Genomic DNA, 24,349 nt, shown 5'->3' on the forward strand with positions numbered 1-24,349 from the left:
TCCATCATGTAACCTGCACGAAATTTTGCACTCCACAGCAGAGGGCCAACGTCGTCCCTCGGCAAAACGCTCCCCCAGAGCCGCAGAGCCTGGGAGGTGCCCCCAGCCACGACGACGACGGGAGAGCCGATGCGTTCGCCGCGCCAGCCGTCCCAGCACTCCACGCATGGCCAGAACTGGTCCTTCATGGATGCTCGCCCTGCCGCGCAGGGTATGTACGACCCCCGCAACGAGCACGACGCCTGCGGCGTCGGCTTCGTGGCCACGCTCACCGGCGAGGCGAGCCATGCGCTGGTCGAGCAGGCGCTCACGGTTCTGCGCAACCTGGAGCACCGCGGTGCGACCGGCTCCGAGCCCGACTCGGGCGACGGCGCCGGCATCCTGTCCCAGGTCCCGGACGCGTTCTTCCGTGAGGTCGCGGCCTTCGAGCTGCCCGAGGCCGGTTCGTACGCGGTGGGCATCGCCTTCCTGCCCGAGGACGGCGCCGACGCCGCCGTCTCACGGATCGAGACGTTCGCCGCGGAAGAGGGCCTCACCGTCCTCGGCTGGCGTGAGGTCCCGGTCGCCCCGCAGCTGCTCGGCGCCACCGCGCGCTCGACCATGCCCGCCTTCCGTCAGATCTTCGTGACCGACGGGACCAGCACGGGCATCGCGCTCGACCGCAAGGCGTTCGTGCTGCGCAAGCGCGCCGAACGCGAGGCCGGCGTCTACTTCCCGTCCCTGTCGGCCCGCACCATCGTCTACAAGGGCATGCTGACCACCGGCCAGCTGGAGCCCTTCTTCCCGGACCTGTCCGACCGCCGCTTCGCCTCCGCGATCGCGCTCGTGCACTCCCGGTTCTCCACCAACACCTTCCCGAGCTGGCCGCTCGCCCACCCGTACCGCTTCGTCGCGCACAACGGCGAGATCAACACGGTCAAGGGCAACCGCAACTGGATGAAGGCCCGCGAGTCGCAGCTGGTCTCCGACCTGTTCGGCAGCGACAAGCTCGACCGCATCTTCCCGGTCTGCACGCCCGACGCCTCGGACTCCGCCTCCTTCGACGAGGTCCTGGAGCTGCTGCACCTCGGCGGCCGCTCGCTCCCGCACTCCGTGCTGATGATGATCCCGGAGGCGTGGGAGAACCACGACTCCATGGACCCGGCCCGCCGCGCCTTCTACCAGTACCACGCCACGCAGATGGAGCCCTGGGACGGTCCCGCCTGCGTCACCTTCACCGACGGCACCCAGGTCGGCGCGGTCCTCGACCGCAACGGCCTGCGCCCCGGCCGCTACTGGGTCACCGACGAGGGACTCGTCGTCCTCGGCTCCGAGGTCGGCGTCCTCGACATCGACCCCGCGAAGGTCGTCCGCAAGGGCCGCCTGCAGCCCGGCCGCATGTTCCTCGTGGACACCGCCGAGCACCGCATCATCGAGGACGACGAGATCAAGTCGGCGCTCGCCGCCGAGAACCCGTACGCGGAGTGGCTGGAAGCCGGCGAGATCGAGCTGTCCGACCTGCCCGAGCGCGAGCACATCGTGCACACGCACGCCTCGGTCACCCGCCGCCAGCAGACCTTCGGCTACACCGAGGAGGAGCTGCGCGTCATCGTCGCGCCGATGGCCAAGGCCGCGGCCGAGCCGATCGGCTCCATGGGCACGGACACGCCCATCGCCGCGCTCTCGCAGCGCCCGCGTCTGCTCTTCGACTACTTCACGCAGCTGTTCGCGCAGGTCACCAACCCGCCGCTGGACGCCATCCGCGAGGAGCTCGTCACCTCCCTGCGCTCGTCGCTGGGCCCGCAGGGCAACCTCCTGGAGCCGACCGCCGCGTCCTGTCGCAGCGTCACCCTGCCCTTCCCGGTGATCGACAACGACGAGCTGGCCAAGCTCATCCACATCAACGCCGACGGCGACATGCCGGGCATGAAGGCCGCGACGCTCTCCGGCCTGTACCGGGTCTCCGGCGGCGGCGACTCGCTGGCCGCCCGCATCGAGGAGATCTGCACCGAGGCCGACGCCGCCATCGAGAACGGCGCGCGGCTGATCGTCCTCTCCGACCGGCACTCCGACGCCGAGCACGCGCCGATCCCGTCGCTGCTGCTCACCGCGGCCGTCCACCACCACCTCATCCGCACCAAGCAGCGCACCCAGGTGGGCCTGCTGGTCGAGGCGGGCGACGTCCGCGAGGTCCACCACGTGGCCCTCCTCATCGGCTACGGCGCCGCCGCCGTCAACCCGTACCTGGCCATGGAGTCCGTCGAGGACCTGGTCCGCGCGGGCACCTTCCTCCAGGGCATCGAGCCCGAGCAGGCCATCCGCAACCTGATCTACGCCCTCGGCAAGGGCGTCCTCAAGGTCATGTCGAAGATGGGCATCTCGACCGTCGCCTCCTACCGCGGCGCCCAGGTCTTCGAGGCCGTCGGCCTGGACCGGGCCTTCGTCGAGAAGTACTTCAACGGCACCGCGACGAAGATCGGCGGCGCCGGACTCGACGTCATCGCCAAGGAGGTCGCCGCCCGCCACGCCAAGGCGTACCCGGCCTCCGGCATCGCGCCCGCGCACCGCGCCCTGGAGATAGGGGGCGAGTACCAGTGGCGCCGCGAGGGCGAGCCGCACCTGTTCGACCCCGAGACGGTCTTCCGCCTCCAGCACTCCACGCGCACCCGCCGCTACGACATCTTCAAGAAGTACACGGACCGCGTGAACGAGCAGTCCGAGCGCCTCATGACGCTGCGCGGCCTGTTCGGCTTCACCTCCGGCCGCGAGCCGATCGCCATCGACGAGGTCGAGCCGGTCAGCGAGATCGTCAAGCGCTTCTCCACCGGCGCCATGTCGTACGGCTCCATCTCCAAGGAGGCGCACGAGACCCTCGCCATCGCCATGAACCAGCTGGGCGGCAAGTCCAACACCGGTGAGGGCGGCGAGGACGCGGACCGGCTGTACGACCCCGCGCGCCGTTCGTCGATCAAGCAGGTCGCCTCCGGCCGCTTCGGCGTCACGTCCGAGTACCTGGTCAACGCCGACGACATCCAGATCAAGATGGCGCAGGGCGCCAAGCCCGGCGAGGGCGGCCAGCTGCCCGGCCACAAGGTCTACCCCTGGGTCGCCAAGACCCGGCACAGCACCCCCGGCGTGGGCCTGATCTCCCCGCCGCCGCACCACGACATCTACTCGATCGAGGACCTGGCTCAGCTGATCCACGACCTCAAGAACGCCAACCCGCAGGCCCGCATCCACGTGAAGCTGGTCTCCGAGGTCGGCGTCGGCACGGTCGCCGCGGGTGTGTCCAAGGCGCACGCGGACGTGGTGCTGATCTCCGGCCACGACGGCGGTACGGGTGCCTCCCCGCTCACCTCGCTCAAGCACGCGGGCGGCCCCTGGGAGCTCGGCCTCGCCGAGACCCAGCAGACGCTGCTGCTCAACGGTCTGCGCGACCGCATCGTCGTGCAGACCGACGGCCAGCTGAAGACCGGCCGCGACGTCGTCATCGCCGCGCTGCTCGGCGCCGAGGAGTTCGGTTTCGCGACCGCGCCGCTCGTCGTCTCCGGCTGCGTCATGATGCGCGTCTGCCACCTGGACACCTGCCCGGTCGGCATCGCCACGCAGAACCCGACGCTGCGCGACCGGTTCGCCGGCAAGGCCGAGTACGTCGTGAACTTCTTCCAGTTCATCGCCGAAGAGGTCCGCGAGATCCTCGCCGAGCTGGGCTTCCGCTCCATCGAGGAGGCCGTCGGCCACGCCGAGGCGCTCGACGTCACCCGCGCCGTCGACCACTGGAAGGCGCAGGGCCTGGACCTGTCCCCGCTCTTCTACGTGCCCGAGCTGCCCGAGGGGGCGGCCCTGCACCAGGTGATCGAGCAGGACCACGGTCTGGAGAAGGCGCTCGACAACGAGCTGATCAAGCTCGCCGGCGACGCCCTGGCCGCGAACTCGCAGGCCGACGCCCAGCCGGTCCGCGCCCAGGTCGCGATCCGCAACATCAACCGCACGGTCGGCACCATGCTCGGCCACGAGGTGACGAAGAAGTTCGGCGGTGCGGGCCTGCCCGACGACACCATCGACATCACCTTCACCGGCTCCGCGGGCCAGTCCTTCGGCGCCTTCCTGCCGCGCGGCGTCACGCTGCGCCTGGAGGGCGACGCGAACGACTACGTCGGCAAGGGCCTCTCCGGCGGCCGGGTGATCGTCCGCCCCGACCGGGGCGCCGACCACCTCGCCGAGTACTCGACGATCGCGGGCAACACGATCGGGTACGGCGCGACCGGCGGCGAGCTCTTCCTGCGCGGGCGCACCGGTGAGCGCTTCTGCGTCCGCAACTCCGGTGCCACGGTGGTGTCCGAGGGCGTCGGCGATCACGGCTGCGAGTACATGACCGGTGGTCACGCGGTGGTGCTCGGCGAGACGGGCCGCAACTTCGCGGCCGGTATGTCCGGCGGCATCGCGTACGTCATCGACCTGGACCCCGACAACGTGAACGTGGGCAACGTGAACGCGGTCGAGGCCCTCGACGACACCGACAAGCAGTGGCTGCACGACGTGGTGCGCCGCCACCGGGAGGAGACCGGCTCGACGGTCGCCGAGAAGCTCCTGGCCGAGTGGGACACCGCGGTGGACCGCTTCAGCAAGATCATCCCCAGCACGTACAAGGCAGTGCTCGCCGCCAAGGACGCCGCCGAGCGAGCCGGTCTCTCCGAGACCGAGATCACCGAGAAGATGATGGAGGCGGCGACCAATGGCTGATCCCAAGGGCTTTCTCAACCACGGCCGCGAGGTCGCGCGCAGCCGCCCCGTCGAGGAGCGCGTGCGCGACTGGAACGAGGTCTACGTTCCCGGCTCGCTGCTGCCGATCATCCCCACGCAGGCCTCGCGCTGCATGGACTGCGGCATCCCGTTCTGCCACAACGGCTGTCCGCTCGGGAACCTGATCCCGGAGTGGAACGACTACGCCTACCGCGAGGACTGGCAGGCCGCCTCGGAGCGCCTGCACGCGACCAACAACTTCCCGGAGTTCACCGGTCGCCTGTGCCCGGCCCCTTGCGAGTCGGCCTGTGTCCTCGGCATCAACCAGCCCGCCGTGACCATCAAGAACGTCGAGGTCTCGATCATCGACAAGGCGTGGGACACCGGGGACGTCAACCCCCAGATCCCCGAGCGCCTCAGCGGCAAGACGGTCGCCGTCGTCGGCTCGGGCCCGGCGGGTCTCGCCGCCGCCCAGCAGCTGACCCGGGCCGGTCACACCGTCGCGGTGTACGAGCGTGCGGACCGCGTGGGAGGCCTGCTGCGGTACGGCATCCCCGAGTTCAAGATGGAGAAGCGGCACATCAACCGCCGCATCGAGCAGATGCGCGCGGAGGGCACCCGCTTCCGCACCGGCATCGAGATCGGCCGCGACCTGAAGGCGACGGACCTGCGCAAGCGGTACGACGCCGTGGTCGTCGCCGCCGGTGCCACCACCGCCCGCGACCTGCCCGTCCCGGGCCGCGAACTGAACGGCATCCACCAGGCGATGGAGTACCTGCCCCTCGCCAACAAGGTGCAGGAGGGCGACTACGTGGCGCCCCCGATCACCGCCGAGGGCAAGCACGTCGTCGTGATCGGCGGCGGTGACACCGGCGCGGACTGCGTGGGCACCGCCCACCGCCAGGGCGCCGCCTCCGTCACCCAGCTGGAGATCATGCCGAGGCCCGGCGAGGACCGCGCCGCGCACCAGCCGTGGCCGACCTTCCCGATGCTGTACAAGGTCACCTCCGCGCACGAGGAGGGCGGTGAGCGGGTCTACTCCGTCAACACCACCCACTTCGAGGGCGACGAGGACGGCAACGTCCAGTGGCTGCACCTCGTCGAGGTGGAGTTCGTCGACGGCAAGCTCACCCAGAAGCCGGGCACCGAGCGGAAGATCCCCGCCCAGCTGGTGACGCTGGCGATGGGCTTCACGGGCACGGACGTCCAGAACGGCCTGGTCTCGCAGTTCGGGCTCGACCTCGACGAGCGCGGCAACATCGCCCGTGACGGCGACTACCACACCAACGTGCCGGGCGTCTTCGTCGCCGGTGACGCGGGCCGCGGCCAGTCGCTCATCGTGTGGGCCATCGCGGAGGGCCGCTCGGCCGCCCGCGGGGTCGACCGCTTCCTGACCGGTGCCAGCGACCTGCCGGCCCCGATCCGCCCGACGGACCGCTCGCTGATGGTCTGACGCTCCACCCCACAGTCGTCCCGCACAAAGGCGTGCGGAACTGAACGCGGCGCCTGCCCGTCCCCGACCGGACCTGGGTGGGCGCCGTGGTGCGTCCGCCCGCGGCCGGGTCCGGGTGGGCACGGTGGTGCGGCCTGCGGCCGGCTACTCCACCTCGTAGGTCTCCCCGTAGACCTTCCACGTCAGCGGGGTGTCCAGGTCCAGGTTGCCGTCGTAGAGGAAGCGCCGCTGGGCGGTGTCGATGCGGGTCGTGTCGCGGTGGTCGGGCGAGGCCTTCATGGCCCGTCGGCGGACGTCGAGGAAGATGTCGAGGTACCTCTCCTCGGAGCCGCCCTCGGCCGGGGTGTCCGCCTCGGCCACCGCGCGCTCGCGCAGCCCGTCGAAGCCGTCGCGGCCCCGGCCGGCGCCGTGCATCACCATCGCGTCGTAGTAGACGAACTGCCCGAGCGTGCCGAGGCCGTCGAGCTTGGCGCGCCGGACCGCGGGATCGAAGTACACGCGGTCCCGCTCCTCGTCCTGGACCCGGCGGAACGCCGCGACGCGCGCCTCCGCCTTCCAGGCCCGGGTGAATTCCGGGCCGAGGCCGCGGTGGGAGTCGGTGCCGTCGACCTCGCGCAGGGCGGGGAGGAAGCGGGCGAGCGGATTGCCGGGGTGGTCCTCCGTGTAGAGCTGCACCACCGTGAGCAGGTCGTGGGTGCCGGAGCAGAAGCCGACGATGCCCGCCGTGTAGCCCCGGCCGTCGCCGATGTCCTCGATGTAGCCGTACTGCCCCCGCCAGTCGAGCGTGGAGTTCTCGGCGCTCGAGATCAGCTGCTGGGCCAGTTCCTTCTTGGCCGGTGCCTCCAGGCCGGGCGGCAGGTCCGCCGACCGGCCGCCGTCGGAGGCCGTCGGCCCGGCCGGGGTGGGGTCGGGCCTGGCCTGCCGTGACGCGGCCGCCCGGCCCCTGCCGTCCTCGGTGCCCGTCGGATCGGGCAGCGCGTACCAGACGGCCGCCGTGGCCACGAGGGGGACGACGGCCAGCAGCAGCCCGGCGGCACGTTTCATGGCGCACAGGGTACGGCGGGGCCGCGTGCGCGAGGGGACCCGGGCCGGACGGGTCAGGCCGCTCCGCTCCTCAGGGCCGAGACCTTGGCCACCGCCAGCACCACCAGGAGCGCCGGCAGCACCACGCACGCTCCCGCCTGCACCCAGGCCCTCCTGCGGTCGCGGGGTGCGTAGGCGTAGCCGAGGGTCACGACGCCGCCCGCCAGCAGCCCGCCCAGGTGCCCCTGCCAGGAGGTCAGGCCCGCCGAGATCAGCAGCCAGAGCAGCAGGGCTCCGATCAACCGGTTGACCGGCTGCATGTTCCCGCCGAGCCGGCGGGCCATCACGTAGTACGCGGCACCCAGCCCGAAGATCGCGCCGGACGCGCCGACCGTCGGCGTGGTCGGTGCGATCAGCAGGACGAGGACCGAGCCGCCCAGGGCCGAGAGCAGGTACAGGGCCAGGAAGCGGACCCGTCCGAGCTGGGACTCCACGACGCGGCCAAGGTTCCACAGGCAGGCCATGTTCATCACGAGATGCATGATCCCCAACGGGTTGTCCGCGGCGGAGAGATGGAGGAACGCCCCGGTCAGCAGCCGGTACCACTCCCCGTCGACGAGCCCCTCCGGGTGGTACCCGGCGGGGTAGGCGGACTGCCAGACGTAGTGCCCGCCGTCCGGTCCGGCGAGGCCGGCGCCCAGCATCCGGAAGCGGTCGACGACCTCGGAGCGCGCCAACTCCGCCAGGTAGGCGAGCACGTTGAGCCCGATCAGGACGTACGTCACCACGGGCACCGTCGAGATCCGGCCGCCGAAGACGGTGCGGGCCTGCCGGATCGAGCGAGCGCCCTCCTTCACGCACTCGACGCACTGGTGGCCGACGGCCGCCTCGCGCATGCAGGACGGGCAGATGTAGCGGTCGCAGCGCGTGCAGCGCACGTGCGACTCCACCTTGGGGTGGCGGTAGCAGGTGGTGACGGTGGATTCGCACTCCACGCCGGCTCCTCGGAGTTACGGGTGACACGGGAACGATGAGCCGGTGGGGTCGGCGCCGAACAAAATAGCGAACGCAGGTGGGAGGGCCGGGACGGGGTCCGGGTGGGGCGATCCCGGTGACGTAATCTCGGCACTCCCGTCACCGCACAGCGCACCGAGAAGGGAGCCCGCATGGCCGGGATCAGCCTCACCAAGGTGGAGGAGACGGCGCCCGCGCTCGTCAGCCTGTACAAGACCGCGGGGGTCTCCCTCACCAAGCACGGGCTGAACGGACAGCGGGCCGCCGTCTATCTCGTCGTCGACTACTCGGGCTCGATGAAGCCGTACTACAAGGACGGCAGCGTGCAGGCGCTCGCCGACCGGGTGCTGGGCCTCGCGGCGCACTTCGACGACGACGGATCGGTCCCGGTGGTGTTCTTCTCCACCGACATAGACGCCGTCACCGACATCGCGCTCGTCAACCACCGGGGCCGGATCGAGCACATCGCGGCCGGGCTGGGGCACATGGGCAAGACCAGCTACCACCTGGCGATGGACGCGGTCATCGACCACTACCTCGACAGCGGCTCCACGGACCCGGCCCTGGTCGTCTTCCAGACCGACGGCGGGCCGATCAACAAGCTCGCCGCCGAACGGTATCTGTGCAAGGCGGCCCGACTGCCGCTGTTCTGGCAGTTCATCGGCTTCGGTGACCCCGGCAGCAGGCAGTTCGAGTTCCTGCGCAAGCTGGACGAACTCGCCGTCCCGCACAAGCGCGTCGTCGACAACGCCGGTTTCTTCCACGCCGGTTCGGATCCGCGGAAGGTCTCGGACGGGGACCTGTACGACCGGCTCGTGGGCGAGTTCCCGCAGTGGCTGGCGGCGGCCCGGGCGCAGGGGATCGTCCGGTGATCCGGCTGCTGCCCGCCGCCGGACGGGCCGCCGTGCCCTGGCGGAACGGCGGCGGCGTCACCCGGGAGATCGCCGCCGGGCCGCCGGACGCGGACCTCGCGGACTTCGCGTGGCGGGTGAGCCTCGCCGAGGTCGGCGCGGACGGGCCGTTCTCCGTGTTCCCCGGGGTCGACCGCACCCTGACCGTCGTCGAGGGCGCCGGAATGGACCTGACGGTGGGCGGCGAGCGCCGGCTCGTCGACACGCGCCACGTCCCGCAGGACTTCCGCGGCGACCTGCCGACCCACTGCCGGCTGCTGTCCGGACCCGTCGTGAACCTCAACGTCATGTGGCGCCGGGACGGCGCCCGCCCGGCCCCGACCGTCGCGGTCGTGCGCGGCCGGCTGCCCCTGTCCGCCGGGCCCGCCCTGGTCGTCGCGCTCGACGGGCCCGCCGAGGTGGCCGGGACGGTTCTCGGGCGGTACGACGCGGTGCTGCTGAGCGGTGGGGGCGCGGTGCTGCACGCGCCGGGCCGTACGGCCGTCGTCGGCCTCGCGCCACCGGACTGAGTCGGTCCGCTCTTTTTTCGTCAACTCGCCTGCGGGCAGGCCCCGTTGGCTTCGTGGGGCTCGCGTGACACCCTGGGGTGGTCCGAGGGGAGCGGGGCAATGGGCGTACAAGAGATCGAACCCGGCCGGAGTGCGGGGACGTCGCGGGCCGAGCGGACCGCGCAGCCGGGCAAGGGTGAACGGCTGGCGGACTGGGCGGACGGCCGGGTGGGCCTCTATCCGCAGGCCAAGTTCCTGATGCGCAAGGTGTTTCCGGACCACTGGTCCTTCATGCTGGGCGAGGTCTGCCTCTACAGCTTCATCATCCTGATCCTCACGGGGGTCTACCTCACCCTGTTCTTCGAGCCGAGCGGCGTCGAGGTGGTCTACCACGGTTCCTACGAGCCGCTGAACGGGATCATCATGACCCGGGCGTACGAGTCGACGCTCGACATCAGCTTCGACGTGCGCGGCGGCCTGCTGATCCGGCAGATCCACCACTGGGCGGCGCTGGTCTTCCTCGCCGGGATGCTCGTGCACATGATGCGGGTGTTCTTCACCGGGGCGTACCGCAAACCGCGCGAGGTCAACTGGCTGTTCGGCTGGACGATGCTGATGCTCGCGCTCATCACCGGACTCACCGGCTACTCGCTCCCGGACGACCTGCTGTCCGGCACCGGCATCCGCTTCGCCCAGGGCGCCATCCTGTCGATACCGATCGTGGGAACGTACCTCTCGTTCTTCCTCTTCGGCGGGGAGTTCCCGGGGCACGACATCATCCCGCGGCTGTTCCCGATCCATGTGCTGGTGCTGCCCGGCATCATCCTGGGGCTGATGGTCGCCCATCTCGCCCTGGTCTTCTACCACAAGCACACGCAGTACCCCGGGCCCGGACGGGACGAGAAGTCCGTCGTCGGCATGCCGTTCATGCCGGTCTACGCCGCCAAGGCGGGCGGCTTCTTCTTCCTCGTCTTCGGCGTCCTGTCCTTCATGGGGGCGATCGCGACGATCAACCCGGTGTGGGCCTTCGGGCCCTACCGGCCCGACCTGGTCACCACCGGCGCCCAGCCCGACTGGTACCTGGGCTTCTCCGAGGGACTGATCCGGGTGATGCCGGGATGGGAGATCAACGCCTGGGGCCACACCCTGCAACTGGGCGTCTTCATCCCCTTCATGCTCTTCCCGCTCATCCTCACCGCCATCGGCGCCTATCCGTTCGTCGAGGCGTGGATCACCGGCGACAAACGCGAGCACCACATCCTGGACCGGCCGCGCAACGTGCCCACGCGCACCGGACTCGGCGTCGCCTTCCTCACGCTGTACACGGTGCTGCTGATCGGCGGCGGCAACGACCTGTGGGCCACGCACTTCCACCTGTCGATCAACACGATCACCTGGTTCGTGCGGATCGCGTTCTTCGTCGGGCCGGTGCTCGCCTTCGTCGTCACCAAACGCATCTGCCTGGGGCTGCAGCTCCGCGACCGCGAGAAGGTGCTGCACGGCCGGGAGTCGGGCACCATCAAGCGCCTCCCGCACGGCGAGTACGTCGAGGTCCACGAACCGCTCTCGCAGGCACAGCGGTTCACCCTCACCCAGCACGAGCAGACGGAGCCGTACGAGGTGGGCCCGCTCGTCGACGGGGGCGGCGTCACCCGCCGGGTGGCCCCCTCGCACCGGCTGCGCGCCAGGCTGGCCCGGGCCATGTACGGGCCGGGGACGCAGATCCCCAAGCCGACGGAGGAGGAGTACCGGGAGCTCACCAGCGGCGACCACCACCACTGAGCACCGCGGCCCGGCACGCGGAGGGCGAGCCCCACGCCGTCCGCAGGGCGCGGGCCTTGGTGAGCCAGAGCGAGAGGTCGTACTCGGCGGTGTAGCCGATGGCGCCGTGCAGCTGCAGGGCGGTCCGTGCCGTGGTGTACGCGGCCTCGCAGGCCATGACCTTGGCCGCGGCCACGTCGGCGGGGTCCAGTGTGACGGCGGCCCCGAACAGCATCGGCCGGGCGAACTCCAGGGCGGTCGTGGCGTCGGCGAGCCGGTGCTTGACGGCCTGGAACGAGCCCACGGGGACACCGAACTGGGTACGCCGCCCCACGTACGCGACCGTCCGGTCGAGCAGGGCGAGCCCGGCGCCGAGGGCCTGGGCGGCGGTCGCGAGCCGGGCCCAGGCGAGGGCGCGGGCGCTCGCGCGGACGACGTCGGGACCGGCGGCGAGGAGCTCGCCCCCCGGCCGGGGGAGGGTCAGCCGACGGGCCCGGTCCAGGGAGACGCGCACCGGGCCGTGACCGGGGGCCGCCCGCAGTTCGTCCCCGGTCACCACGAGCAGCACCGAGGCCGCCTCGCCGTCCAGGGCGTACGCGTCCCCGAGGGCGAGGGTCGCGACGGCGCCGCCCGACGCCAGCGCCGGCAGCAGCCGCTTGGCCGGACCCGGGTCGTCGAGGTCCGCGAGCAGTACGGCCGACGCCACGGTCTCCACCAGCGGACCGGGCACCCCGTGCCGCCCCAACTCCAGGAAGGCGACGGCGAGTTCCACGGGAAGCGGGCCGACCCCCTCGTAGGCCTCGGGCACCGGCAGGGCGAGGACGCCCGCGTCGGCGAGCCGGGACCACAGGGTGCGTCCGGGCCCGCGGTCGCCCGCCCCCCAGGCGCGGACGACGGCGGGGGTGTCCGCGGCCGTCAGCATCGCGTCCAGGGAGCGGGCGAAGGCACGCTGTTCGGTGTCGAGGAGGAATCGCATCAGCGGCGGCCCTTCGGCAGGCCGAGCAGCCGCTCGGCGACGATGTCGCGCTGGATCTCGTTGGTGCCCGCGTAGAGGGGGCCGGCGAGGGAGAAGACGTACCCCTGCGACCAGCCGGTGTCGGCCGGTTCCCCCTCCGCGCCCAGCAGATCGAGTGCCGTCTCGTGCAGGGAGATGTCGTACTCCGACCAGAAGAGCTTGTTGAGGCTGGACTCGGGGCCGAGGGACTCGCCCGCGGCGAGGCGGGACGCGTGGGCCCAGGTGAAGAGCTGGTAGGCGCGGGCGCCGATCACCGCGTCGGCCACCCGGTCCCCGAGAGCGGTGTCCGACGGGGCCACCGTGTCCCGCCACAGCGCGGCCAGCCGGTCGGCGGCGGCGAGGAAACGTCCCGGCGAGCGCAGCGTGAGACCGCGTTCGTTGCCCGCCGTCGCCATGGCGACCCGCCAGCCGCCGCCCACCTCGCCGATCACGTCCTCGTCCGGGACGAACACCTCGTCCAGGAAGATCTCCGCGAACGCCGGCTTCCCGTCGAGGCGGCCGACGGGGCGGACGGTGACACCGGGTGCGCGCAGGTCGAACATCAGATACGTCAGTCCCTGGTGCCGCTTCGGGGCGTCCGGGTCGCTGCGGAACAGCCCGAACGCCCGGTCCGCGAACGCCGCCCGCGACGACCACGTCTTCTGGCCGGTCAGCAGCCAGCCGCCGGCGGTCCGCACCGCACGGGAGGTGAGGGAGGCGAGGTCGGACCCCGCCTCGGGTTCGGACCACGCCTGCGCCCAGACGACCTCGCCGCGGGCCATGGGCGGCAGGACGCGGGCGCGCTGCTCCTCGGTGCCGTGGTCGAGCAGGGTCGGGGCGAGCAGGCTGATGCCGTTCTGGCCGACCCGGCCCGGGGCGCCGGCCGCGTAGTACTCCTCCTCGAACAGGAGCCAGCGGAAGACGTCCGCGTCCCGGCCGCCGTACGCCGTCGGCCAGGACACCACCGACCAGCGGTCCGCGGCGAGTTCGGCCTCCCAGGCGCGGTGGGCGGCGAAGCCCTCCGCCGTCTCCAGGGAGGGGAGCGGGTCCGGGGGGACGTGGGCGGCGAGCCAGGCCCGGGCCTCGGCGCGGAACGCCTCGTCGGCGGGGGAGTGCGTGAGATCCATGCGCGGCACCTTTCGGCGGCGGGCTCGGGACGGTTGCGGGTCCTGGCCGGGAGGCTCGGGGTGGCGGTGGGCTCGGGCCGGTGCCGGGCCGGGGACGCCGCCGGGCGCCTTCCCTAACAAGTGTTTGGTAGGTTAGCTTGGGGTCATGAGCGACGTCGAGAGTCCGGCGTACGTCCCCGGGCACGGGCTGCTGAGCGGCCGCACCGCCGTCATCACCGCCGCGGCCGGCGCCGGCATCGGCGGGGCCACCGCCCGCCGCTTCCTGGAGGAGGGCGCACGGGTGCTGATCAGCGACGCGCACGCCCGGCGCCTCGACGACACCGCCGCGGCCCTGGCCGGGGAGTTCGGCGCCGCGAACGTCGCCGCCCTGCCCTGCGACGTGACCGAGGAGGACCAGGTCCAGGCCCTCTTCGACACCGCCGCCCGGCTCCACGGCGGTCTGGACGTCGTCGTCAACAACGCCGGTCTGGGCGGCACTTCGTCCCTGGTCGACATGACGGACGAGCAGTGGTCGAAGGTGCTCGACGTGACCCTGAACGGCACGTTCCGGTGCACCCGGGCCGCGCTGCGCCTGCTGCGACGGCACGGCCGGGGCGGCACCGTCGTCAACAACGCCTCCGTCGTCGGCTGGCGCGCCCAGGCCGGGCAGGCCCACTACGCGGCGGCCAAGGCCGGGGTCATGGCACTCACCCGGTGTGCGGCCGTGGAGGCCGCCGCCTACGGGGTGCGGGTCAACGCCGTCGCGCCGAGCCTCGCCATGCACCCGCACCTGGTGAAGGTGACCACGCCCGAACTCCTCGCGGAACTCACCGCCCAGGAGGCGTTCGGCCGGTACGCCGAGCCCTGGGAGGTGGCCAACGTGATCGTCTTCCTGGCGTCCGGCTACTCGTCCTACATGACGGGCGAGGTCGTGTCCGTCAGCAACCGGCGTGCATAGCACCGCCGGGCGAAGGACCACAATGGACCCGTGCCTACCAAGAAGAAGCCTCAGGTGACCGCGTCACCGGAGCGACGCCGTGAACTCCTCGGCACGGCCGCCGAGGTCTTCGCCGAACAGGGCTACAACGCCACCACCGTACGCAAGATCGCGGACCACGCCGGAATGCTCGCGGGCAGTCTCTACTACCACTTCGACTCCAAGGAATCGATGCTGGAAGAGATCCTGCGGACCTTCCTCGACGAACTCTGGGACGGCTACGACACCGTCCTGACCGCCGAACTCGGCCCCAGGGAGACCCTGGAGGCCCTCGTCACCGAGTCCTTCCGGGAGATCGACCGGCACCGCGCCGCCGTCGCGATCTACCAGAAGGAGTCCCGGCACCTCGCCGCGCAGGAGCGGTTCGCCTTCCTCGCCGACTCGCAGCGCAACTTCGAGAAGGCATGGCTGAGCACCCTGGAGCGCGGCGTCGCCGCCGAGGTCTTCCGAGCCGACCTGGACATCCGGCTCGCCTACCGGTTCGTGCGCGACACCGTATGGGTCGCCGCGTCCTGGTACCGGCCCGGCGGACAGCACAGCCCGGAGGAGATCGCCCGGCAGTACCTGTCGATGGTGCTCGACGGGATCTCCCTGCGCGACACCTGACCCTGGAGGGACACCGTCATGGCCGAGGCCTACATCGTCGAAGCGGTCCGCACCCCCGTCGGGCGACGGGGCGGGGGACTGGCCGGGGTGCATCCGGCGGACCTGGGCGCCCACGTCCTCACGGCCCTCGTCGATCGCTGCGGGGTGGACCCCGCCGCCGTCGAGGACGTCGTCTTCGGATGCCTCGACACCGTCGGGCCCCAGGCCGGGGACATCGCGCGCACCTGCTGGCTGGCGGCCGGGCTGCCCGAGGAGGTGCCGGGTGTCACCGTCGACCGGCAGTGCGGATCCTCCCAGCAGGCCGTCCACTTCGCGGCCCAGGCCGTCCTGTCGGGCACCCAGGACCTGGTGGTCGCGGGCGGCGTCCAGAACATGAGCATGATCCCCATCGCTTTCGCGTCCCGGCAGGCCGCCGAACCGCTCGGCCTCACCGAGGGCCCGTTCGCGGGCAGCGCGGGCTGGCGGGCGCGCTACGGCGACCTGCCCGTCAACCAGTTCCACGGCGCCGAATTGATCGCCGCCAAGTGGGGCATCACCCGCCGCGACCAGGAGGAGTTCGCCCTGCGCTCGCACCGGCGTGCCCTGCGCGCCGTCGACGAGGGGCGCTTCGCGCGCGAGACCGTCGCCCACGGAGAGGTCGCGGTCGACGAGGGCCCGCGCCGGGACACCTCCCTGGAGAAGATGGCCGGCCTGAAACCGGTCGTCGACGGCGGCACGATCACCGCCGCGTGCTCCTCGCAGGTCAGCGACGGCGCCGCCGCGATGCTGCTCGCCTCCGAGCGGGCGGTGCGGGAACACGGGCTGACGCCGCGAGCGCGGGTGCACCACCTCTCCGTACGCGGTGAGGACCCCGTCCGCATGCTGTCCGCGCCCATCCCGGCCACCGCCCACGCCCTGAAGAAGACCGGCATGTCCATCGACGACATCGACCTCGTCGAGATCAACGAGGCGTTCGCGCCGGTCGTCCTCGCCTGGCTCAAGGAGACGGGGGCGGATCCGGAGAAGGTCAACGTCAACGGCGGCGCGATCGCCCTCGGCCACCCGCTCGGCGCCACCGGCGTGAAGCTGATGACGACCCTGCTGCACGAACTGGAGCGCACCGGTGGCCGCTTCGGCCTGCAGACGATGTGCGAGGGCGGCGGCCAGGCGAACGTGACGATCATCGAACGCCTCTGAGGCCCGCCACGCGGGACTGCGCGGGCCCGCCATGCCGGGCTGGTTGCGCCGGTGCGCCTATGCCGGGCTGCGTGTGCGGGTACGCCTGCGCCGGGCTGTGTCTGCACCGCGTCCACGCCGGGCTGCGTGGGCCGGTGCCCCACCACGGACCGCCTGCGCCGGAGCGCTGCGCCGGATCACGGGCGTGGCCGCGCCGAGGCCGGATGGCCTAGGCAAGGGCCCCGCGCCGGTCGCTCCTGGCGACCGGGGCGCCCCGGACATCCGGGTGGTCCCGGGGGCCGGACGCACCGGTCCGCTCACCCGGCCGGGGACGACGCGGGCCCGGTGCCGTCCTCCGGCACGGGCAGCGCGCGGAGGGTCGCGTGGGCCTGCGCCATCACCCGGTCGACCAACTCGGCGCACGAGGGCAGGTCCTCGATCACGCCCGCGACCTGCCCCGCCGCCATCACCCCGAGGTCCGTGCGGCCGTCGACCATCGAGGCCCTGAGCAGCATGGGGGTGTTGGCGGCGAGCAGGACCTGGCCCCAGGTGAGGTCCTTGCCGTGCTTCAGGGCGAGACCGTCGCGGACCATGTCCGACCAGGAGAGGCCGGAGATCCGCCGGAACCTGGCTGCCCGCCGGACGGCACGGGCCAGTGCCCCGGCACGGCCCGACCGCTCCAGGGAGTCGACGAGGCCGGAACGCAGCATGCGGTGCGGGAGACCGTCCACGGCCGTCGTGACCGTGACGTCCTTGACCGTGGCCGCCAGGTACCGCGCCTTCACGGCGGCCGGAACCGTCGAGTCGGACGTCAGCAGGAAGCGGGTGCCCATCGCCACGCCCGCCGCCCCGTACGCCAGTGCGGCCACCAGACCACGCCCGTCGTGGAAGCCGCCCGCCGCGACGACCGGGAGGGCCACGGCGTCCACCACCTGGGGCAGCAGCACGGACGTGGCCACCTCGCCGGTGTGCCCACCTCCCTCGCCGCCCTGCACGATCACCGCGTCGGCGCCCCAGGCGGCCACCTTCTCGGCATGCCGCCGCGCCCCGACCGAGGGGACGACGACGACGCCCGCCGCCTTCAGCTCGGCGATCAGCTCGGGCGAGGGGGAGAGGGCGAAGGAGGCGACGCGCACCCCCTCCTCGACGATGATCCGCACCCGGTCGCCCGCGTCGCCGGCGTCGGCACGCAGGTTCACCCCGAACGGCGCGTCCGTGCGGGACCTGACCTCGCGGATCGCCTCGCGCAGCCGGTCGAGCGTCATCGTCGCGGAGGCCAGGATGCCGAGGGCGCCGGCGTTCGCCGCGGCGGAGACCAGCCGCGGGCCCGCCACCCAGCCCATCCCGGTCTGCACGATGGGGTGGCGGACGCCGACGAGCCGGGTGAGTGCCGTCTCCATCAGCGCCCCGCCTGCCGTCCGGTGGCGGCACCGGGATCGGCGACCTCGCGGTCGCGGGCACCCTCCGGGTCGAGCACCTCGCGCAGCAACTCCCTCTCGTCGGACGTCGGTTCACGGGTGTGGGGCACCTGGTCGGGGACATGGAGCCGGAAGCCGGTCGCCGCCTCGACCTGCTCGACCGTGACGCCGGGATGAGTGCAGACGAGGCGCATCGAGTGGTCGGGGGTCGCGAAGTCGAAGACGCCGAGGTCGGACACGACGCGCCGGAGGCCGTGGAAACGGGTGGCGCTCGGGCCCGCCGCCGCGGCCCGGTCGTACCCCACCCCGCACACGACGTCGACCGCCGCGACGAAGATGCGCCGGGAGTGTCTCGGAACCCAGTAACTGGTCGGGTTGTTCAGCGTGTTGACCGGGGCGCCCCGCATGCCGAGCAGCTGGCGGGCGGGCCGGGACCAGTCGCCGATGCACGAGATGTTCTGGTTGCCGAAGCGGTCGAGCTGGCTCGCACCCATCATCACGTGCCGCCGGCCGCCGGTCACCATGGCCAGGTGCTGCCGGTACGGCAACCAGCCCTCCGGCGTGCCGTCCGGCCGGACGAGCATCGCCTCGCCGTCCGTCAGCAGCAGGTCGGGTGCGAAGGTGAGCCTGGCGAGACGGGCGCCCAGGGACGGGATCGCGCCCATCGGGGAGGCGATCACCTCGCCGTCGCCCCGCCAGGCCTCGGCGCACGCGATCACGCAGTACTCGGCACGGGAGGGCGGGGCCCCTGCCGCGTTCCCGGTGGGCGGTGGTGGTGCCGCGGGTGTGCTCATGAGGTCCGCTCCTTCTGCCAGGCCCGGACGGCATGCTGGTAGGCCTGTTCGTCGCCGCCGAGGAAGCGCTCGGCGAACTCGGCGTACGGCGTGGTCGCGTACAGCTTCTGGAAGGCCTCGTCGCGGCCGTGGTCCGGCACGCAGGAGGTGAAGTGCGCGCCGTTCGGTGTCTCGATCACACCCGTCACGTACGAACGCTTCAGCAGCAGTGTCCGGGGGTCGGCCTCCTTGGTCAGCTCCGCGGTGTCCACGAGCCGCTCGCACGAGACGTAGGCCGCGTCGGCCGCCTCGCAGAACAGGTCGTCGAAGTACGGGTCGGGGCCCAGGTACTGGCCGTTGCCCAGGCGGTCCGCGCGGTTCATGTGGACGAGCGCCGCGTCCAGGCGCAGGGCGGGCATGGCGACGAACTCCTCGCGGAGGCCCGTCGAGGGGTCGGCGTAGGGCGAAGTGACCGTGCGCAGGTCCGGGTTGACCCGCATCACGTCCGAGCCGATCCCGGCCCGCACCGGCAGGAACGGCAGCCGGTTCGCCGCCGCGTGCAGTCCCCACAGGAACATCGCCTCGTCCACTTCCGTCAGCTTGAAGGCGGCCCGCTGCCGCGCCGCGCGGTAGTGCGGTTCGAGGGGGATCGAGTCGAGGGTCACGAAGGCGGTGACGAGCCGGCGGATCCGCCCGGCGGCGGCGAGCAGCCCGACGTCCGGGCCGCCGCAGGAGACGACGGTGAGATCGGTGATCCCGGACCGCAGCAGCGCTCTCACCAGGGCCATCGGCTTGCGGCGCGAGCCCCAGCCGCCGATGCCGAGTGTCATCCCGCTCTCCAGGCGGCCGACGGCCTCCTCTGCGGACATCGTCTTGTCGCTCACCGCGCCTCCTCCTCCCGCCTGCCGAAGCTCTCGCGGACCCGCCCGGCGACTCCGCTGAGGTTGGCCTCGAAGGTGAAGCCCTGCTCGAAGCGGTAGCTGCGGCGCACGTCGACGGGGTCGATGCCGTTGATGGCGGCCTTGGCCAGCCGGATCAGACCGCCGTCCTTGGCGGCCATCTCCCGGGCCAGCTCCAGCGCCTGGTCGTGCAGGCGGTCGCGTGGCACGACCTTCCAGACCGAGCCGTGCGCATGCAGCTCGGCCGCGGTCGCGGTGCGCGAGGTGAAGTACAGGACCCGCATCAGATGAGGCGGCACCAGCCGGGCCAGATGCGTGGCCGCCCCGAGGGCGCCCCGGTCCAGCTCGGGCAGCCCGAACGTGGCGTCCTCGCTCGCCACGATCGCGTCCGCGTTCCCCACCAGGCCTATGCCGCCGCCCAGGCAGAAGCCGTGCACTGCGGCGACGACGGGCACCTCGCACTCGTAGACCGCGGCGAACGCCTCGAAGCAGCCGCGGTTCGCCCCGATGAGCGCGCGGTGCCCCTCGGTGTCCCGCTGCATCTCCTTGATGTCGACGCCCGCGTTGAAACCGCGGCCCTCGGCCCGCAGCACGACGCAGCGGATCCCGGGGTCGCGGCCCGCCGACCGCACGGCGTCGGCCAGGGCGAACCAGCCCCGCACCGGCAGCGCGTTCACCGGCGGGTAGTCGACCGTGACGACGGAAATCCCCTTTTCCGGGGACGAGGTGGAGACACCCATGGGCGCATCAGCTACCTTTCCACCAAACGTTTGTTAGGTGCACTGCCGAAGCTAGCAGCGAACCGATCCGAGCGGGAGGCCCTGTGGACAACGTGGATCTCGGCGGCAGGACCGTCGTCGTCACCGGCGGCACCCGCGGAGTCGGCGCCGGGATCGCGCGCGCCTTCGCCGCAGCGGGCGCCGAGGTCGTGACCTGCGCGCGCAGGCCGCCTCCGCGCCCCCTGCCGGGCGTCGCCCACACCGCCCTGGACCTGCGCGACCCCCTCGCCGTCCGCGACTTCTTCGAGGGACTCGACCGGGTCGACGTCCTGGTCAACAACGCCGGCGGCACCCCCCACCGGCTGCTCGCCGACTCCGAGGCCGAACGGCACGCCCGCGTGATCGAGCTCAACCTCACCGCGCCGCTGACCGCCTCGCTCGCCGCGCGCAGCCGGCTCCTTCGGGCCCGCGGCGCGATCGTGATGATCGGCAGCGTGAGCGGCGGCCGACCGTCGCCCGGCACGGCGGCGTACGGAGCGGCCAAGGCCGGACTGGAGAGCCTGGCCCGCTCGATGGCGGTCGAGTGGGCCCCCGACATCCGGGTCAACACCCTGGTCGTCGGCATGGTCCGCACCGAGCGGTCGTCCCTGCACTACGGCGGCGAGGACGGGCTCGCCGCCGTCGCCCGGACCGTCCCGCTGGGCCGGCTCGCCGAACCCGCCGACGTGGGCCGGGCCGCCGTCTTCCTCGCCTCCGACGCCGCGGCGTACATCAGCGGCGCGAGCCTGCTCGTGCACGGCGGCGGGGAACGGCCCGCCTTCCTCGATGCCGCAACCGTCAACAAGGGGAGCTGAGATGAGCGCACCGCTGCTGTGCGAGGGGCGGGTCGTGGTGGTGACGGGCGCGGGCCGCGGGCTCGGCCGGGCGCACGCCCTCGCGTTCGCGGCCGAGGGCGCGCACGTCGTCGTCAACGACCTCGGGGTCGGCCTGGACGGCACCCCGGACCCGGACAGCCCGGCCGTGCGGGTGGCCGAGGAGATCCGCGCCGCGGGCGGCACGGCGGTGGCCCACGGCGGCGACGTCGCCACGGCCGACGGCGCCGCGTCCCTCATCCGCACCGCCCTGGACACTTACGGGCGCCTGGACACCCTGGTCAACAACGCCGGTTTCCTGCGCGACCGGATGCTCGTCAACCTCGACGAGGACGACTGGGACGCCGTGCTGCGCGTCCATCTCACGGGGCACTTCCTGCCGCTCAGGCACGCGGCCGCGCACTGGCGCGCCGAGACGAAGGCGGGCCGTCCGCCGCGGGCCCGGATCGTCAACACCAGCAGCGGCGCGGGCCTCGCGGGGTCGGTCGGACAGGGGAACTACAGCGCCGCGAAGGCCGGGATCGTCGGGCTGACCCTGGTCGCCGCCGCCGAACTCGGACGGTACGGCGTCCAGGTCAACGCGATCGCGCCCGCGGCCCGTACCCGGATGACCGAGCGGGCCTTCGCCCGGACCATGGCCGCGCCCGGCACCCCCGACGCCTTCGACGCGATGGCGCCCGAGAACGTGTCGCCGCTGGTCGTCTGGCTCGGTTCCGCACACTGCACGGGTGTCACCGGACGGGTCTTCGAGGCCGAGGGCGGACGCATCACGGTGATGGAGGGCTGGCGCCCCGGCCCCACCGCCGACAAGGGCGCGCGGTGGACGCCCGCACAGGCCGGGGAGACGGCGCGGGAGCTGCTGGCGGAAGCGGTGGCACCGGTGCCCGTGTACGGCACCTCGTAGGGCGCGGATGGCCGGCCCGCGGTCCACCGGGACGGGCCCGGGACGGCCGGGTCAGGTGTCGCACTCCAGCACCGTCCGGCACAGGGCGCAGCGGGCCCGTACGCGGCCGCGCACCGGGACGCGGATCCGCTGGTGGCAGGTGGGGCAGGGGAAGGAGACGCGGAGGGGACCGCCGCTGTCCGGGGTGAAGGAGTAGCGGGCGTCCGGCGCGGGCTGCGGCGCCGACCGGTGGTCCTGGGCGTGACGGCGGTCCTTCGCGTAGCGGCGGCGGCCCGCCCAGCCGGCCGCGGTCAGCGGGGGCTGCTGCTCGTCGCGACGGGCCTGGGCCATGCCCTTGGTGTACGCGGTGTACGCCTGCGGACTGGTGAACCAGATCGACGGATCCTCCCCGAAGACCAGGGCGCGCTTGGCCAGGACGTAACCGAACTCCTCCGGTGTGAGGTAACCGAGCTTCTGCGAGGAGGCCGCGTCCTCGCGGAAGGCGTCCAGCAGGAGCCAGCCCGCGCCGAGATACGCCGCCGCCGTGTCCGTGAGGATCTCGTTGTCCCGGGTGCCGGGGAAGGCGAGGTCCAGGCGGTGCAGGTAGACGTGCATCACCTCGTGGGCGAGGGCGGCGCCGATGTCGCGCCGATGGCTGCGGAAGCGGTCGTTCAGTTCGACGAAGTACTCCGGCCCGGCGGTGAGTTCGACGTTCGCCGCATGCGTCATCTCGCGGAAGCCGACGACCATCCGGGCGTCCGGCAGCCGGTAGTGGCGCACCATCTCGCGTGCCACGCGCTGGGCGCCCAGGTGCAGGTCGTCGGTGTCGCAGAAGGCCACGTCGGCGGGGGCCACGCTGCTCGCGAAGGTGCGGACGGTGTCGTAGGACAGCCGTTTGTAGAGCGCGGTGATCGCCGCCCGCACGGTGTCCAGGTGCGGGTAGCCGTGCTCGACCGGTCCGCCGTTCGCCACGTCCGCACCCCCTGAAGACGCCGGAACAGGCCCTGGCAAGGCCTGGACTCCCGTCTCCACTCTAGAGCGCCGGGCGCCGCGGGGAGGCATCGCCGCGGGGCGGGGCGGGCGGTGGGCCGGCCGACGGTCTCGGCCCGGGGCCCCGGGCGGAGTGCGCGGTCGAGGGGCCGGCGGGGCCGGGGCGGGGTGCGCGGTCGATGCAGCGGGTGGGTGCGCGGTCGAAGGGGTCGGTGGGGCCCGGGTGGCACGCGGTCGATGCGTCCCGCGGGCGCCGGCAGGCGCGACACGGCGAAGCCGGTGGGGGCGTGGCCGGAAAGGTCGCCTTGTGGGGTGGCCGCGGGGCTCTCGATAATCCAACCGCGCGTTGGCGGGGTCATGCCATACGGGCTCCGCTTCCTTGTGCAACCCCCCACGAAAGGAAGCACGTTGAAGTCTCTCCGTCATCTCACCGGGCTCAGACGGCTGCTCGCGGCCGGTGCCGTGGCCCTCGCCGCCGTCTCCCTCCAGCCGCTGTCCGCGCAGGCCGCTCCCCAGCCGGTCGTCGGCGGAACCCGCGCCGCGCAGGGCGAGTTCCCGTTCATGGTCCGCCTCTCCATGGGCTGCGGCGGCGCCCTGTACGCCAAGGACGTCGTCCTGACCGCCGCCCACTGCGTGAACGGCTCCGGCACCAACACGTCCATCACCGCCACGGCCGGCGTCGTCGACCTCCAGAGCGGCAGCGCGACCAAGGTCAGGTCGACCAAGGTGCTCCGGGCCCCCGGGTACAACGGCAAGGGCAAGGACTGGGCGCTCATCAAGCTCGCCCGGCCGATCGAGCTGCCCACCCTGAAGATCGCCACCACCACCGCGTACAACAGCGGAAACTTCACCGTCGCCGGATGGGGCGCCGCGCGCGAGGGCGGCGCACAGCAGCGGTACCTGCTCAAGGCGACCGTCCCGTTCGTCGACGACGCCACCTGCCGGCAGGCGTACGGGAGCGACCTCGTCCCCGGTGACGAGATCTGCGCGGGCTTCCCGCAGGGCGGGGTCGACACCTGCCAGGGCGACTCCGGCGGGCCCATGTTCCGCAAGGACGACACCGGCGCCTACCTCCAGGTCGGGATCGTCAGCTGGGGCGAGGGCTGCGCGCGGGCCGGGTATCCCGGCGTCTACAGCGAGGTGTCGACCTTCGCAGCGGACATAGCCCGGGCGGCGGCCGGTCTGTAACCCCCGGCTGACGGCTGACGGCTGACGGCCACCGGGGCCACGGCACGGCTCCGCGCTTCGGCACACCGGATGCACAGAGCAAGGGACGCCCGCGGCCCCGGCCGCGGGCGTCCTGCCGCCGTACACCGCCGTACACCGCCGTACACCGCCGTACACCGCCGTACACCGCCGTACACCGCCGTACGCGGCCGGAGCGCCGCCGGTGCCGTCCCGCCGACTCCTCCCCCCCCCGCCACCCCGCCACCGCGGACCGTCCCCCCGTCGTCCGGCGGCCCGCCGTCGTCCCGATGGAGGAGACGCGCGCCCGGCAACTCGCCGTCGTGCTCCTCCCGTTAGTCCAACTACCGCTCCTCCTTTGTCCATGGGCGCCCCCGTGC

20 protein-coding genes are annotated in these 24,349 nt (G+C 72.5%); 11 read left to right on the top strand and 9 right to left on the bottom strand.

The window, feature by feature from the left end; translation table 11 throughout:
- Positions 1-129 precede the first annotated feature (129 nt).
- Both gltB and ACZ4NT_RS18235 read left to right on the top strand, forming a co-directional pair.
- A complete protein-coding gene (gltB, locus tag ACZ4NT_RS18230; RefSeq protein ID WP_121403581.1) occupies positions 130-4,722 on the top strand; it encodes a glutamate synthase large subunit in 4,593 nt (1,530 codons plus the stop codon).
- Positions 4,715-6,175, top strand: a complete 1,461-nt coding sequence (locus tag ACZ4NT_RS18235) for a glutamate synthase subunit beta (protein WP_121403582.1) — start codon at positions 4,715-4,717, stop codon at positions 6,173-6,175. Before gltB ends, ACZ4NT_RS18235 begins: the two co-directional genes overlap by 8 nt.
- 144 nt (positions 6,176-6,319) lie before the next feature.
- Here ACZ4NT_RS18235 and ACZ4NT_RS18240 read toward each other — a convergent pair whose 3' ends face one another.
- Both ACZ4NT_RS18240 and ACZ4NT_RS18245 read right to left on the bottom strand, forming a co-directional pair.
- Positions 6,320-7,219 (bottom strand): chitosanase, encoded by a 900-nt coding sequence (locus ACZ4NT_RS18240; RefSeq protein WP_121403583.1) that lies wholly within the window; start codon positions 7,217-7,219, stop codon positions 6,320-6,322.
- 53 nt (positions 7,220-7,272) lie between these two features.
- On the bottom strand, positions 7,273-8,193 hold the full coding sequence (locus ACZ4NT_RS18245) for a rhomboid family intramembrane serine protease (protein WP_467726271.1): 921 nt from the start codon (positions 8,191-8,193) through the stop codon (positions 7,273-7,275).
- A 171-nt stretch (positions 8,194-8,364) separates the two neighbouring features.
- Between ACZ4NT_RS18245 and ACZ4NT_RS18250 the strand changes: the two genes are divergently transcribed.
- The 3 genes from ACZ4NT_RS18250 (at position 8,365) to qcrB (ending at position 11,393) form a co-directional block, all read left to right on the top strand.
- Positions 8,365-9,084, top strand: coding sequence for a vWA domain-containing protein (locus ACZ4NT_RS18250; protein ID WP_121403585.1), 720 nt, complete (start codon positions 8,365-8,367; stop codon positions 9,082-9,084).
- On the top strand, positions 9,081-9,632 hold the full coding sequence (locus tag ACZ4NT_RS18255; protein ID WP_467726272.1) for a HutD/Ves family protein: 552 nt from the start codon (positions 9,081-9,083) through the stop codon (positions 9,630-9,632). Before ACZ4NT_RS18250 ends, ACZ4NT_RS18255 begins: the two co-directional genes overlap by 4 nt.
- A gap of 99 nt (positions 9,633-9,731) precedes the next feature.
- Positions 9,732-11,393 (top strand): cytochrome bc1 complex cytochrome b subunit, encoded by a 1,662-nt coding sequence (gene qcrB / locus ACZ4NT_RS18260; protein WP_467726274.1) that lies wholly within the window; start codon positions 9,732-9,734, stop codon positions 11,391-11,393.
- On the opposite strand, the gene ACZ4NT_RS18265 is transcribed toward qcrB, so the two are convergent.
- Both ACZ4NT_RS18265 and ACZ4NT_RS18270 read right to left on the bottom strand, forming a co-directional pair.
- A complete protein-coding gene (locus ACZ4NT_RS18265) occupies positions 11,368-12,348 on the bottom strand; it encodes an acyl-CoA dehydrogenase family protein (protein WP_467726276.1) in 981 nt (326 codons plus the stop codon). The genes qcrB and ACZ4NT_RS18265 overlap by 26 nt on opposite strands.
- Entirely contained in the window at positions 12,348-13,493 is a 1,146-nt protein-coding gene (locus ACZ4NT_RS18270) for an acyl-CoA dehydrogenase family protein (protein ID WP_467726277.1), read from the bottom strand. The genes ACZ4NT_RS18265 and ACZ4NT_RS18270 overlap by 1 nt, the downstream gene beginning before the upstream one ends.
- A 145-nt stretch (positions 13,494-13,638) precedes the next feature.
- Between ACZ4NT_RS18270 and ACZ4NT_RS18275 the strand changes: the two genes are divergently transcribed.
- Genes ACZ4NT_RS18275 through ACZ4NT_RS18285 form a run of 3 tightly spaced genes read left to right on the top strand, consistent with a single transcriptional unit; the run spans position 13,639 to position 16,251 of the window.
- Positions 13,639-14,430 carry an SDR family oxidoreductase gene (locus ACZ4NT_RS18275; protein ID WP_467726278.1) on the top strand — a complete coding sequence of 264 codons (792 nt, stop codon included), beginning with the start codon at positions 13,639-13,641 and terminating at the stop codon, positions 14,428-14,430.
- Between the two features lie 30 nt (positions 14,431-14,460).
- Positions 14,461-15,075 carry a TetR-type transcription factor C-terminal domain-containing protein gene (locus tag ACZ4NT_RS18280; RefSeq protein ID WP_121403591.1) on the top strand — a complete coding sequence of 205 codons (615 nt, stop codon included), beginning with the start codon at positions 14,461-14,463 and terminating at the stop codon, positions 15,073-15,075.
- A gap of 18 nt (positions 15,076-15,093) precedes the next feature.
- A complete protein-coding gene (locus ACZ4NT_RS18285) occupies positions 15,094-16,251 on the top strand; it encodes an acetyl-CoA C-acetyltransferase (RefSeq protein ID WP_121403592.1) in 1,158 nt (385 codons plus the stop codon).
- Positions 16,252-16,547: 296 nt separating this feature from the next.
- Here ACZ4NT_RS18285 and ACZ4NT_RS18290 read toward each other — a convergent pair whose 3' ends face one another.
- The 4 genes from ACZ4NT_RS18290 to ACZ4NT_RS18305 are packed head-to-tail and all read right to left on the bottom strand — an operon-like array spanning position 16,548 to position 20,060.
- Positions 16,548-17,630, bottom strand: coding sequence for an NAD(P)H-dependent flavin oxidoreductase (locus tag ACZ4NT_RS18290; RefSeq protein ID WP_467726280.1), 1,083 nt, complete (start codon positions 17,628-17,630; stop codon positions 16,548-16,550).
- Complete coding sequence (locus ACZ4NT_RS18295; RefSeq protein WP_467726282.1) at positions 17,630-18,442, bottom strand: CoA-transferase subunit beta; 813 nt, start codon at positions 18,440-18,442, stop codon at positions 17,630-17,632. The genes ACZ4NT_RS18290 and ACZ4NT_RS18295 overlap by 1 nt, the downstream gene beginning before the upstream one ends.
- Positions 18,439-19,305 carry a CoA transferase subunit A gene (locus ACZ4NT_RS18300; protein ID WP_467726283.1) on the bottom strand — a complete coding sequence of 289 codons (867 nt, stop codon included), beginning with the start codon at positions 19,303-19,305 and terminating at the stop codon, positions 18,439-18,441. The genes ACZ4NT_RS18295 and ACZ4NT_RS18300 overlap by 4 nt, the downstream gene beginning before the upstream one ends.
- The gene (locus tag ACZ4NT_RS18305; RefSeq protein WP_121403596.1) at positions 19,302-20,060 is read right to left on the bottom strand and encodes an enoyl-CoA hydratase family protein; all 759 of its coding nucleotides are present in this window, start codon (positions 20,058-20,060) and stop codon (positions 19,302-19,304) included. The genes ACZ4NT_RS18300 and ACZ4NT_RS18305 overlap by 4 nt, the downstream gene beginning before the upstream one ends.
- 92 nt (positions 20,061-20,152) lie before the next feature.
- Between ACZ4NT_RS18305 and ACZ4NT_RS18310 the strand changes: the two genes are divergently transcribed.
- Both ACZ4NT_RS18310 and ACZ4NT_RS18315 read left to right on the top strand, forming a co-directional pair.
- Positions 20,153-20,893: an SDR family oxidoreductase gene (locus tag ACZ4NT_RS18310; RefSeq protein WP_467726365.1), complete on the top strand. Its 741-nt coding sequence runs from the start codon at positions 20,153-20,155 to the stop codon at positions 20,891-20,893.
- A gap of 1 nt (position 20,894) precedes the next feature.
- Entirely contained in the window at positions 20,895-21,815 is a 921-nt protein-coding gene (locus ACZ4NT_RS18315; protein WP_467726285.1) for an SDR family oxidoreductase, read from the top strand.
- Positions 21,816-21,866: 51 nt separating this feature from the next.
- Here the strand turns inward: ACZ4NT_RS18315 and ACZ4NT_RS18320 are convergent, their stop codons facing one another.
- On the bottom strand, positions 21,867-22,766 hold the full coding sequence (locus ACZ4NT_RS18320; protein ID WP_467726287.1) for a hypothetical protein: 900 nt from the start codon (positions 22,764-22,766) through the stop codon (positions 21,867-21,869).
- Positions 22,767-23,141: 375 nt separating this feature from the next.
- On the opposite strand from ACZ4NT_RS18320, the gene ACZ4NT_RS18325 reads away from it, so the two are divergent.
- Entirely contained in the window at positions 23,142-23,972 is an 831-nt protein-coding gene (locus ACZ4NT_RS18325; RefSeq protein WP_121403599.1) for a serine protease, read from the top strand.
- Positions 23,973-24,349: the final 377 nt, after the last annotated feature.

The sequence above is a fragment of the Streptomyces sp. NPDC026417 genome (genome assembly GCF_055567695.1).